Raw genomic sequence first — 12,215 nt, forward strand, 5'->3', positions numbered from 1 at the left:
CACCCCGATCTCTTGGCCCGGCACGCGCTGAAACATCCCCATCAGGCCGGACGAATTGCCCTTCACTCCCCTGATGCACGAAAGGGCAGATTAGTTATGCCGGTCTCACTCCGGAGTCAGTTACACACAGGCGGTGATCAATCTCCGAGGTTGGAGAGCGCTCGCAGCGCCAGCCGGTACGAATCCAGCCCGAAACCGGCGATCGTGCCGGTGGCGACGCCGGCGACGACGCTCGTGTGCCGGAATTCCTCCCGGGTCGCCGGGTTGGTCAGGTGGATCTCGATCAGCGGCGCGGTCCGCTGCGCGATCGCGTCCCGCAGCGAGTACGAGTAGTGCGTGAAAGCGGCCGGATTCAGTACGACGGGGATCCGCCCGTCGGCCGCTTCGTGCAGCCAGCCGACCAGCTCGGCCTCGTCATCGGTCTGCCGGACCTCGACGGCGAACCCGAGCTCGGCCCCGACCTTCTCGCACTCGGCCGCCACATCGGCCAGCGTCGCCGACCCGTACTTCTCCGGCTCCCGCGACCCCAGCCGCCCGAGGTTCGGCCCATTCAGCACCAGCACTGTCTCGCTCACACAATCACCCTAGTGGGCGGATCCGCTGGAACGCGCTCTCTGCCTCTCTCAGCGCGGCTGGGTACCGCTTGGTCGCGGACTGACCGCCAGAGAGCGCTCTCCAGTTGCGGTACCCGAGGATCCGCTGGGTCGAGAGCACCTGGGCCGCGAGGAGCTCGGCTTGCAGGTCTCCCCCGAGTACGGCGGCGAGCGCGCGCTCGTCGTCGTCCATGAACTCCCGCATCCTCGTCGCCAGCGCCGCCGTGCCGAAGACGAGGTTGTAGTAGGCGAGGACCTGCGGGTGGTCGTTCAGTCCGGTCGTCGGCTCGCGGTCCTTCAGGCCGTTGCGGAAGTGCGCGGCGAGGGTGTCGATCGGGGACTCGGGCGACGCCTGAACCAGCCGGGCCGCCTCGTGGCGGTGGTCGGCGATGCGGTGCATGACGAGGTCCTGCTTGGTGGCGAAGTACTTGAACAGGGTCGGTTTGGAGACATCGGCCGCGGCGGCGATGTCGGCGACCGAGACCTCGTCGAAGCCGCGTTCGAGGAAGAGCGCGATCGCCGCCTCGGACAGGGCGTCGTACGTCTGCTGCTTCTTGCGCTCTCGAAGTCCGGTCACCGGGCTATGTTAACCTAGGCAAAAGATTGACCGGGTTAATCTTTTTGAGTTTCGAGGGAGTGGGATGCGGGGTCTGGCGGAGGAGCGGGAGTACGCCGAGCAGTGCCGGGAAGCGCTGCGGCGGATGGTGAGCGGTGCCCGGGAGAACGTGGTCGTCGGCGAGGACACGTGGGGCGACCGGTACACGGCCGAGCGACTGGGGTTCTACCTCAAGACGCTGGCGCGGGACCTGGCCGAGGAGGGTGACAACCCGCCGTACTTCGGCTTGATCCGGTACGGCGGCGCGGCCGGCGAGCACCGCGATCAGACGTACTACCTCGGCCGGCGGCACATTTCGGACGCGATCGGCCGGCCGCCGATGGTGATCGACTGGCGGGCGCCGGTCTCGACGACCTTCTACCGGGCCTCGCCGACCGATCCCCGCGGTCTCGCGACGCGCCGCCGGTTCGGCTGGTCGGGGAACACGCTCACCAGCTTCGAGGACGAGCAACTGGAGTCCGCGGATCCGGTGGCGGCGGGGTTCGGCAGCGAGCTGGTACGGCGGGAGATCGAGCGCGCCCGGGTTGGCCCGATGCGGGACATCGTGGCGACGATTCAGCCGGAACAGGACGAGGTGGTCCGGACCGAGCTCGAGGTTTCGGTGTGTGTGCAGGGTGCGCCGGGCACGGGGAAGACCGCGGTCGGGCTGCATCGGGCGGCGTATCTGCTGTACGCGCATCGGGCGCGGTTGCAGCGGAACGGTGTTCTGGTGATCGGGCCGAACCGGGCGTTCCTGCACTACATCTCGGCGGTGCTGCCGACTCTCGGCGAGGTCGATGTCGTCCAGACCACGGTCGAGGAACTGCTGGCGGGGCGGATCACTGTTCGGGCGACGGACTCGCCGGCTGCGGCGGTGGTCAAGCATTCCGTTGAGATGGCCGAGATCCTCCGGAGAGCGCTCTATGAGCGGATCTCGGTACCGGAGGACGCGGTAGTGGTGCCCGACAGTTCGTACAAGTGGCGGGTGCCTCAGTACGAGTTCGCGGAGATGGTGGCCGAGGCGCGCGCGGAGGCGACGGCGTACCTGATCGGGCGGGAGCGGGTGATCGCGCGCGTGGTGGCGGCGCTGCAGCGACAGGCCGAGGCTCGGGGACAGAACTGCAACGGGATCTGGTTGCGGAAGATGGCCCGCGCGGCGACGCCGGCCGTCGAGGCGGTCTGGCCGCTGGTGAAGGCCGACGAGATCCTGGCCGAGATCCTCGGAGAGCGCTCCCTGCTCTCTCGCGCCGCCGCGGATCTACTGACCGCGGATCAGCAGGACGCGATCGCGTGGCCCCGGCCGCGGAAGGCGAAAACCGCGGTCTGGACCGCAGCCGACGCCGTACTGCTGGACGAGGTGAGCGCTCTCCTGGAACGCGGCGAGACCGCCGGGCACGTGATCGTCGACGAGGCGCAGGATCTCTCGCCAATGCAGTGCCGCGCGATCGCCCGGCGCAGTGAGCATGGGTCGATCACGGTTCTCGGGGATCTCGCCCAAGGTACGACGCCGTGGGCGGCTCGGACCTGGACCGAGCAGCTCGCTCATCTGGGGAAACCCGATGCCGAGCAGGTCGCGTTGACCACCGGGTACCGCGTTCCCGCCTCCGTCGTGGAGCTCGCGAACCGGTTACTGATCGCGTTACCGGTCGAGGTCCCGCAGACCACGTCATTCCGGAGCGACGGGTTTCTCACGATCACCGAGTCGGACGACATCGTGAGCGCAGTTCGGAGAGCGCTCCCCCACGAAGGCTCGATCGGCGTGATCGCCGCCGACGACCGGATCGCCGAACTCGCCGGCACCCTGAAAGCCGCCGGGATCGAAACCGTCGCACCGGACGGCGACGGCCGGGTGGCCGCCGTACCGGCAAGCTTGGCCAAGGGTCTCGAGTACGACCACGTGATCGCCGTCGAACCCGCCGAGATCGTCGAAGCCGAACCCCGCGGCCTCAACCGCCTCTACGTCATCCTCACCCGCGCCGTCTCTCGCCTGGAAGTCCTCCACACCCGCGAACTCCCCACCCAACTAGACGAGGGCTAGGCGGTGGGCTACGGCGGCCGCTTCGGTACGGCGGGAGACGTTGAGCTTGGCGAGGATGCGGGAGACGTGGACGCCTGCTGTGCTCGGGGAGATGAAGAGTTCGGTGGCGATCTGGCTGTTGGTGCGCCCCGCGGTGAGGAGCCGCAGTACGTCGAGCTCGCGGGTGGTGAGGCCGAATGGCCTATCCACCGCCGGTTGCGGTGTTTCCGGTACGGCGAGGTCGAGCCGACCGCGCACGGATAGCTGCTCGATCTCGTGGAGCAGCGCCGCCGCACCGAGCTCACGGACCAGCGCGGCGGACTCCCGAAGCTGTTCCTCCGCCGCCACCCGCTGGCCGGCAGTCACCGCTGACTCCGCCAGGCCGAACAAGGCCAAAGCCAACTGATACGGCTGCGCGACCTCCCGCCACGCAGAGACCGCAGCGTCCCACGCAGCCAGCTCACCACTGCGCTCGGCGGTAAAGGTCAGGTGGTGGGCGAGTAGTGCTGGACGGTTGGTCGGGGACTTCCCGGCCAGCGCGGTCAGTTCTGCCCAGCGGGACGCGAGCTGGTCCGGCTGGCCGGTCAGCCTGCGTTGCAGTTCCGCTCCTGCGCGCAGTACGGACCAGGGGTCCCCGGAGATGGCGGGGTCGGCCAGAGCCTCCGCCAGGATCCGGTCCGCGGTGACCAGATCTCCCTGCGCGAGGGCGACCCGGCAATGGACCGCAGCCACATACACGGGCAACGTCTCCCGCCCGGCCGCAGTGGTGAGCAGCGGCGTCGACTTCTCCACAGCCTGCTGGGCCGCGATCAGATCCCCCTGAGCGAGAGCAATCTCCGCCGCCTGGTCGAGCAGCACACCTGCCATCGCCGCAGGCGGGTCTTCGGCCAGCGCGTCGTCGATGACCTCTCTCGCCTCAGGCCATCGGCCCGACAGCCACAGCGCCTGGGCCAGTACCGCGGCAAGATCAGCACCCCTGGAACGCCCCTGCCCCACCCGATACACCAGCGTGCGCCCCTCCCCGGCCACCACCGCCGCCTGTGCGTAGTCGCCGGACAGCATCAGCGTGTAGGCCTCGGACAGCAGCGCAGTCAGGGCGGTGTAGTGATACGAAGCCGCCTTCGCCAGCTCACCGGCACTCCGAAACAGCCGCAGCGCCTCGGCAGAGTTGCCCGCGAGCCCAGCAGTCCGCCCAGAGGCGAGCAACGCCGTCGCCTGTACGCCGAGCAGCCCGTGCTCGCGGCCGATCCGCAGAGCCTCGTCGGCGTACTGCGCGCTCTGCTGCGGATCACCGTTCCACCGGCTCGCGTTGATCGCCAGCGAACCCAGGAGTCGCCCGCGGAGCTCGACCGGCGCATCGGCTGGCAGCACCTCCAGCGCAGCCTCCAGATCCGCGTCCCCGTCGCGACCGACTCGCCGGTTGAGGAAGCCCCGAGTGGCGAGCGTCCTGGCGCGCAGCGCCTGCTGCCCGGTCGAGGCGAGCGCTGCAGTCGCGTGAGTGATACCTCGCTCGAAGGCACCCGCCGAAGCACACGCTTCCGCGGCCAGCTGCAGTACTGAAGCTCGCGAAGCCCCGAGCCGCGTCTCGGGCTCAGGGACCTCGTCCCACCAACTCAGCACCCGTTCGAGCATCCGCCACTGCTGCTCGTAGGCAAAAGACCGCTCGGCCTCCGCGGCCGCGTTCCAGGCTGCATCCAGGGCTCGCGCACGCTCACCCGCAGCCTCCCAATGAGCCGCCAGCTCCGCATCGGGCTGAGCTACCAGGGAACGGTCCGCCGCTATCGCCTCGGCACACCGGGCGTTGAGTCGCTGCCACTCGCCGGGCAGTACGTCGTCCACCACCGCGTCCCGCAGCAGCGAGTGGCGGAAGGCGTACCCGTCGCTTCCGACCACCAGGAGTTGCTTCTCGGCCAGTTCGCGCAGAGCCGGCTCCAGGTCCGCGTCGGTCAGCCCGGCCACGGCCACCAGCAGGGCATGCGGGACCACGTGACCGGCCACCGCGGCAGCGCGCAGTACCGAGCGGGCGGAGTCGGGGAGCTTCGCCAGCTCCGCAGCCAGCCAGTCTCGCAACGGAGCGGGAGTGCCGTCGGCAGGGTCCGTCGCCAGTGCCTCGACGAAGAGCGGGTTCCCGTCGCTCCGATCGTGGACCCGCGCCACCAGGCCCCGGTCGGGTTCACTGCCCAGCAGACCGGTCAGCAGCTCGGCAGTCTCGGCCGCGCTCAGCGGCCCGGGGTTGATGAAGTGCTGACCTGGCCGCCGTGCGAGATCGGCGAGGACGGGACGCAGCGGGTCGGTCGCGCCGACGTCGGCGGACCGATAGGTGCAGATGACGAGCAGGCCGGCTTGGTCGAGATTGCGGACCAGGAACGCGAGGAGATCAACACTGGCCGGATCCGCCCAATGCAGGTCCTCCAGTACGACGACCAGCGGCCGGTCCGCCGCCAGCCGCTCGAGCAGCGTGAGCAGCTCCTCGAACAGCCGCGACCTGCCCTGGAGCGGATCCAGGTCGACCGCCGCCGGTCCCAGTTCCGGGAGCCATCGCGCCAGGCTCAGGTCACCCGGCGGAAGGAGTTCCCGCATCGCCTCCACGCCGAGGTCGCGGCGCAGCCGCCGCAGTACGGCGAGGAACGGGGCGAACGGCAACTGGTCCGCCCCGAGCTCCAGGCATTCGCCAGTGACCCGGCGCGCGCCCTCCAGACCGGCGGTGAACTCGCGGACCAGCCGGGACTTCCCGATCCCCGCTTCCCCGGCGACGACGGCAAAGGTGGCCGCCTCCGCCACCGCGAACCGGTACGCCGCCGCCAGCACCGCCGATTCGGCGTGCCGCCCGATCAGGACGGGACTCGTTGCGCGGGTGGTCACGGCAGTCATGATGCCAGCCCGGTCGTAAAGAGCCGCGGCCGGCAAAGTAAAGAGCCGGGCGGCCGAACCTGACAGTTCTGTCGATGTCCGGCGGCCCGCATCACGGCAGATTTGCCGGTATGAGAATCCACCGTCTGACCGTCCCCCTCCTCGCAACCGGCATCCTCGCCGCCCTGTCCGCTCCCACCACCGCGACCGCAACCGACCGCGCGGCCCGGACCGACCGCTGGACCGGCACCTGGGCAAGCGCGGTTCAGCGCCCGATGGGAGCGACCTGGCAGGGCGCCAACTGGTCGCTCGACGGCTTCGCGAACTCCTCGCTCCGGCAGGTCGTCCGGATCAGCGCCGGCGGTTCCCAACTCCGCGTCCGCCTGTCGAACCGGTACGGAACGGGCCCGCTGCAGCTGACCGGCGCGACCGTCGCCAAGGCCGGGCCAGGCGCCTCGACGGTGCCGGGCACGACGCGCAATCTGACATTCCGGCACCTGGCCGCGGTCGCCGTACCGGCCGGGCAGGACGCCGTCAGCGACGCCACCGCGCTCCGGACCACCGCGCTCGAACGCCTCACGATCACCCTGTACTTCGCGACGCCCACCGGGCCCGCCACGTTCCACGAGTCTGCCGCCGCGACGACGTACCGGGCGTCTGGTGATCACCGGACCGACCCGAGTGCCGGGGCCTTCCGGGACGAGAGCCACTCGTCGTACTACCTGACGGGTGTCGACGTCGCCGGGACCTCCACCAGATCGGCCGTCGTCGCGTTCGGCGACTCGATCACCGACGGGGTCAGCTCCACCCGGAACGCCAACAACCGCTACCCGGATCAGCTCGCCGAGCGGGTGGCTGCGTCCGGACGGCGGCTCAGCGTGGTCAACGCAGGACTCTCCGGCAACAGGCTGCTCGCGGACTCGGACTGCTGCGGCGTCAGCGCGCTGCACAGGTTCCGCCACGACGTGCTCAGCCAGCCGGGTGTTCGCACGGTGATCGTGAGCCAGGGGCTCAACGATCTCGGCTTCAACCCCGACGTGACCGCGGCCCAGCTGATCGCCGGGCATCGCCAACTGATCACCGCCGCGCACAGGTACGGCGTACGGATCGTCGGCGGCACCATCACGCCGATGAAGGGCTCCATGCTCGACTCGGCGCGCGGCGAGCTCGTCCGCCAGCAGGTCAACCAGTGGATCCGCACCAGTGGTGAGTACGACGCAGTTGTCGACTTCGCCGCCGTACTGGCCGACCCGGCCGACCCCACCGCGCTCCGTTCCAGCTACGACGCGGGGGACTCCTTGCACCCCAACGATGCCGGCCTCGCGGCGCTGGCCGCCGCGATCGACCTCTCATCCCTGTAAATCACCACTGCAAACCAAGGAGACATCATGATTCTGGTTACCGCCGCCACCGCACCCGTCGGCCGCTCGATCGTCGAGCAACTCGTCGCCGCGGGCCAGCCCGTCCGTGCCCTCACCCGCGACCCGGCGAAGTCCGGGCTCCCGGCCGCCGCCGAGGTCGTCGCGGGCGACCTCGGCGATCCCGCCTCGCTGCGATCGGCGATGGAGGGCGTCTCGGCGATCTTCCTGCTGGCGGTCGTCCCGGGGTTCGCGCCGGCTTTCCTCGCCGCCGCCAAGGACGCCGACGTCCGCCGGATCGTCTTCCAGTCGTCCGGATCGGTCAGCGACGAGGCACCGGAGCAGCCGCATGCCGTCGCCGAGTTCCATCACGCCATCGAGCAGGAACTCCGCGAGTCCGGGCTCGAATGGACGTTCCTGCGGCTGGAACTGTCCGCGTCCAACGCGCTCCAGTGGGCCTTCGACGTACCGGCGCAGGTCAAGACCGGTGACGTCGTCCGGGGCCCGTACGCCGATGCCGCGGACGCGCCGATCCACCCGGCCGACTTCGCCGCCGTCGCCATTGAGGCACTGAGCGATGACCGGCATGCCGGCGAGATCTACCGGATCACCGGCCCGGAATCCCTGACTCACGCGGAGCAGATCAAGCTGCTCGGCGAGGCTCTGGGAAGGCCGTTGCGGTATGAGGAGTTGTCCGTCGACGCGGCCCGGGAAGCAATGGGTCCGTACGCACCGGCAGATGCGCTCCTTGACGACTGGGCCCGGCATATCCACGAGCCCGCGCCGGTGAACGACACCGTCGAGAAGCTCACCGGGCGGCCCGGCCGTTCCTACCTGCAGTGGGCGCGCGACTACCAGGCCGACTTCGTCAGCTGATCTCGCCGTACGCGGCGATCAGGAGGCTGGGGTCGGGGGCCTCGAGGATGGTGGGCTTGGCTAGGCCGTCCAGGATGACGAAGCGGAGGCGGTCGGCTCGGGTCTTCTTGTCGAGCTTCATCGCGTCCTGCAGGTGCGGCCAGGCATCGGCTCGGTACGACGTGGGGAGGCCGAGGGACTCCAGTACGGCGCGGTGGCGGTCGGCGGTCGGGTCGTCGAGGCGGCCGGCGGCGCGGGCGAGTTCGGCGACGAAGACCATGCCGATGCTGATGGCGGCGCCGTGGCGCCACTTGTAGCGTTCGGTGCGCTCGATGGCGTGGCCGAGGGTGTGGCCGTAGTTGAGGGCCTCGCGGCCGATCGCGCCGCCGACCTCCGTGGTGCGCTCGCGGAGGTCGGCACCGACCGAGTCGGCCTTGACCTGGATGGAGCGGGCGATCAGTTCGGCGGTGGCGTGGTAAGCCGGGGTGGAGGCGCCAGCCGGGTCCTTCTCGACGAGGTCGAGGATGACGGGGTCGGCGATGAAGCCGCACTTCACGATCTCGGCGAGACCGCTGACGTAGTCGTTGCGGGGCAGGGTTTCCAGGGCGGCGAGGTCGCAGAGGACACCGGCCGGCTCCCAGAAGGCGCCGACCAGGTTCTTGCCCTCGGCGGTGTTGATACCGGTCTTGCCGCCGACCGCCGCGTCGACCATGCCGAGCAGGGTGGTCGGGATCGTCACGAACTTGACCCCGCGGAGCCAGGTCGCCGCGACGAACCCGCCGAGGTCGGTCGTCGTCCCGCCGCCGACCGCGACGATCGCGTCCGAGCGGGTGAACCCGGCCTGGCCGAGAACCGACCAGCAGTAAGCCAGCACCTCGGCGGACTTCGCCTCTTCGGCATCCGGGATCTCGATCGCGTGCGCGGTGAAGCCGGAGCCGACCAGGTCGTCCCGAATCGCGTCGCCGGTCGAGCGGAGTGCCCGCGGGTGAATCACCGCGACCCGCTGCACGTCCTCGCCCAGCAACCCCGGCAGCTCACCCAGCAAGTTGTTGCCGATGACAACGTCATAGGGCGCCGCCGCAGCAACCCGAATCCGAGTAGCACCGCCATCGGGGGTCATGCGAGGTGCTCCTGGATTTCGGTGGCGATCTCGGCTGGGGTCTTGCCGTCGGTTTCCACCGTTAGCTTGGCTACCTCGGCGTACAGGGGGCGGCGGGCCTCCATCAGCGTGCGGAGCTGGGTGCGGACGTTGCCGAGGAGCAGCGGGCGGGCGACGCTGAGGCCGACGCGCTTGGCTGCCTCGCCAAGCGAGACGTCCAGGAAGACCACCGTGTGACCGGCTAGGTCGGCGCGGGTGGCCGGGTCGAGGATTGCGCCGCCGCCTAGTGACAGCACCTCGCCGTCGCCGGTCAGCGCGGCGACGATTGCCGCGCGTTCCAAGGCACGGAAGTGTTCCTCACCGGAGTCGACGAAGATGTCCGAGATCGGCTTGCCGGCTCCGGTCTCGACATCGGCGTCGGTGTCGCGGTGCGGCACCTGCAGCCGCTCGGCCAGGAGTGCGGCGATGGTCGACTTGCCCGAACCGGGCGGACCGACGAGAACGACAACAGGGCTCACTGCTCGGTCCACTCCCGCGGCGTGATCGTGGTCGGCAGAGCCGCCAGGTACGACTGGTGGTTACGCGCGGTCTCGACCACCGAGTCCCCGCCGAACTTCTCCAGCGACACCTCGGCCAGCACGAGCGCCACCATCGCCTCGGCGACGATCCCGGCCGCCGGTACGGCGCACACGTCGGAGCGCTGGTGATGCGCGGCCGCGGCCTCGCCGGTGCTGGTGTCGATCGTGCGCAGCGCCCGCGGCACGGTCGCGATCGGCTTCATCGCGGCGCGGACGCGCAGCGTCTCACCGGTACTCATGCCGCCCTCGGTCCCGCCGGAACGGCCGCTGGTACGGCGAACGCTCCCGCCCTCGGCGACGATCTCGTCGTGCGCCTTCGACCCCGGTGTGCGCGCCAGCTCGAACCCGTCGCCGAGCTCGACGCCCTTGATCGCCTGAATGCCCATCAGCGCGCCGGCCAGCTTGGAATCCAGTCGCCGGTCCCAGTGCACGTAGCTGCCGAGCCCCGGCGGCAGACCGTCCACGACGACCTCGACAACACCGCCGAGGGTGTCACCGGCCTTCTGCGCGGCGTCGATCTCGGCGACCATCTGCTTACTCGCGTCGGCGTCGAGGCAGCGCACCGGATCCTCGTCGAGCTTGGCAACATCGGCGTAAGACGGGATGACGCCGTACGGCGCCTTGACCGTGCCGAGCTCGACGACGTGGCTGACGATCGTCACGCCGTACGCCTGGCGCAGGAAGCGTGCGGCGACCTCGCCGAGTGCGACGCGTGCCGCGGTCTCCCGCGCGCTGGCCCGCTCAAGCACCGGCCGGGCTTCGTCGAAGCCGTACTTCTGCATCCCCGCGAGGTCGGCGTGACCGGGCCGCGGCCGCGTCAGTGGCGCGTTCCGGGCGAGATCGGCGAGCGTCGCCGGATCCACCGGATCCGCGCTCATCACCTGCTGCCACTTCGGCCACTCGGTGTTCCCGACCTGGATCGCGCACGGGCTCCCCATGGTCACCCCATGCCGGAACCCGCCGAGGAACGTCACCTCGTCCCGCTCGAACTTCATCCGGGCACCGCGGCCATATCCCAGCCGACGACGGGCCAGAGCATCGGCCACATCGTCCGTGGTGACCTGGACCCCAGCGGGAAGACCTTCGAGTACGGCGACGAGCGCTTGTCCGTGCGACTCGCCGGCGGTAAGCCAGCGCAGCATGCCGCCATCCTCCCACGCCCGCTCCGCCCACCGGACGCCGGTCTCAGCTGCGCAGGTCAGCTGCCCATGTCAGCTTCCCGAGTGAACGGATTCAGCACCTTGACACCCACACCGCTGACCGCATCGGAATCCCGGGTGACGAGAGTCCAGTCATGGACGACCGCCGTCGCCGCCAGCAGGCCGTCGACCACCGGAAGCGGCCGCACAGCATTCAACCGGCCCCAGGTCTCGGCGACTTCACAGGACACCGGGACGATGCGATCGCCGTACCCATTGACCAGCCGGTCGCGCCATTGCGCGATCGCCATCGCCTGCGGTACGTCCCGCAGTGCGAGTCGCTCGATCCCCTGGGTGATCTCACCGACGGTCAGCACGCTGAGCCGCAGATGACTCGACCGGACCGCGTCGATCCAGTCGAGCACCCCGCGATCCGGCCGCGGCCGGCGCAACTCCGACACCACGTTCGTGTCGAGGAGGAAACAGCTCATTCGAAGTCGACCTGCCGCGCCGGAGTCTCGGAGCGCTCGATCTCGAGCACGCTCAGATCAGGCCCTGTCATCAGAAAGTCCTTGAAACTCATCTGGTCCTCCCCCATCAACCGCCGGTAGTCGGCAATGTCCAGCACGACGGCAACCTCCTCGCCGTGTTTCGTCACGAACTGGGGGCCGTCGGCCTGGACGGCCCTGATCAGTTCACTGAAGTGTTGTTTGGCTTCTTGCAACTGCCAGTGGCTCTGGCGCAGTCGCCCGATCCCGATCTTCATCGTCGATCACCTCGGGAGGTCAGTCTAGACAGACTGGACAGATTTCTCAAAACTCAGCGGCAGGTGGTGGAGTCGGTGGTGGAGTCCGAGGTGAAGCCGTTGCGGAACTTCAGGACGGTGTCGAAGGTCTTCACGATCGGGGACACGGCGCAGTTCGTGGTCGCGGTGGCGGCGGAAGCGCCGGCCAGGGCGGCGCCGGTGAGCGCAGTGGTGGCCAGTGCCGCGGCGGCCACGCGGGCGGCGTTCCGACGGAATCTGGTGGTCATCGTGCGCTCCTTGCCGGTCGTCTGTTGGTACTTACGACCCTAGGAGCGGGCGAATGGTTGCGAACTGGCGCTGAATCCCGTCTTGGGGGTAGCGCTGGC

Annotated in this window: 12 protein-coding genes; 3 read left to right on the top strand and 9 right to left on the bottom strand. The window is 69.6% G+C overall.

Features of this window, described 5'->3' with window-relative positions; genetic code table 11:
• Positions 1–137: 137 nt before the first annotated feature.
• Both aroQ and ACFTSF_RS22485 read right to left on the bottom strand, forming a co-directional pair.
• Positions 138–575, bottom strand: a complete 438-nt coding sequence (gene aroQ, locus ACFTSF_RS22480) for a type II 3-dehydroquinate dehydratase (RefSeq protein WP_344146334.1) — start codon at positions 573–575, stop codon at positions 138–140.
• A 4-nt stretch (positions 576–579) separates the two neighbouring features.
• Entirely contained in the window at positions 580–1,170 is a 591-nt protein-coding gene (locus ACFTSF_RS22485) for a TetR/AcrR family transcriptional regulator (RefSeq protein WP_380155642.1), read from the bottom strand.
• Between the two features lie 64 nt (positions 1,171–1,234).
• Between ACFTSF_RS22485 and ACFTSF_RS22490 the strand changes: the two genes are divergently transcribed.
• A complete protein-coding gene (locus ACFTSF_RS22490) occupies positions 1,235–3,226 on the top strand; it encodes a HelD family protein (protein ID WP_380155643.1) in 1,992 nt (663 codons plus the stop codon).
• Here the strand turns inward: ACFTSF_RS22490 and ACFTSF_RS22495 are convergent.
• Complete coding sequence (locus tag ACFTSF_RS22495) at positions 3,212–6,067, bottom strand: AAA family ATPase (RefSeq protein ID WP_380155644.1); 2,856 nt, start codon at positions 6,065–6,067, stop codon at positions 3,212–3,214. The genes ACFTSF_RS22490 and ACFTSF_RS22495 overlap by 15 nt on opposite strands.
• 119 nt (positions 6,068–6,186) lie before the next feature.
• On the opposite strand from ACFTSF_RS22495, the gene ACFTSF_RS22500 reads away from it, so the two are divergent.
• Positions 6,187–7,416, top strand: a complete 1,230-nt coding sequence (locus ACFTSF_RS22500; protein WP_380155645.1) for an SGNH/GDSL hydrolase family protein — start codon at positions 6,187–6,189, stop codon at positions 7,414–7,416.
• Between the two features lie 27 nt (positions 7,417–7,443).
• Entirely contained in the window at positions 7,444–8,289 is an 846-nt protein-coding gene (locus tag ACFTSF_RS22505) for an NAD(P)H-binding protein (RefSeq protein ID WP_380155646.1), read from the top strand.
• Here ACFTSF_RS22505 and aroB read toward each other — a convergent pair.
• The 6 genes from aroB to ACFTSF_RS22535 are packed head-to-tail and all read right to left on the bottom strand — an operon-like array spanning position 8,282 to position 12,116.
• Complete coding sequence (gene aroB, locus ACFTSF_RS22510) at positions 8,282–9,388, bottom strand: 3-dehydroquinate synthase (protein ID WP_380155647.1); 1,107 nt, start codon at positions 9,386–9,388, stop codon at positions 8,282–8,284. The two genes, ACFTSF_RS22505 and aroB, sit on opposite strands and share 8 nt — an antisense overlap.
• Complete coding sequence (locus ACFTSF_RS22515) at positions 9,385–9,885, bottom strand: shikimate kinase (protein ID WP_380155648.1); 501 nt, start codon at positions 9,883–9,885, stop codon at positions 9,385–9,387. Before ACFTSF_RS22515 ends, aroB begins: the two co-directional genes overlap by 4 nt.
• The gene (aroC, locus tag ACFTSF_RS22520; RefSeq protein WP_380155649.1) at positions 9,882–11,087 is read right to left on the bottom strand and encodes a chorismate synthase; all 1,206 of its coding nucleotides are present in this window, start codon (positions 11,085–11,087) and stop codon (positions 9,882–9,884) included. The genes ACFTSF_RS22515 and aroC overlap by 4 nt, the downstream gene beginning before the upstream one ends.
• 56 nt (positions 11,088–11,143) lie before the next feature.
• Positions 11,144–11,575, bottom strand: a complete 432-nt coding sequence (locus ACFTSF_RS22525) for a type II toxin-antitoxin system VapC family toxin (protein WP_380155650.1) — start codon at positions 11,573–11,575, stop codon at positions 11,144–11,146.
• A complete protein-coding gene (locus ACFTSF_RS22530) occupies positions 11,572–11,850 on the bottom strand; it encodes a type II toxin-antitoxin system Phd/YefM family antitoxin (RefSeq protein ID WP_380155651.1) in 279 nt (92 codons plus the stop codon). The genes ACFTSF_RS22525 and ACFTSF_RS22530 overlap by 4 nt, the downstream gene beginning before the upstream one ends.
• Before the next feature lie 53 nt (positions 11,851–11,903).
• Positions 11,904–12,116, bottom strand: a complete 213-nt coding sequence (locus ACFTSF_RS22535) for a hypothetical protein (protein WP_380155652.1) — start codon at positions 12,114–12,116, stop codon at positions 11,904–11,906.
• Positions 12,117–12,215 lie beyond the last annotated feature (99 nt).

The sequence above is a fragment of the Kribbella sp. NPDC056951 genome (assembly GCF_042674205.1).
Classification (GTDB): domain Bacteria; phylum Actinomycetota; class Actinomycetes; order Propionibacteriales; family Kribbellaceae; genus Kribbella; species Kribbella yunnanensis.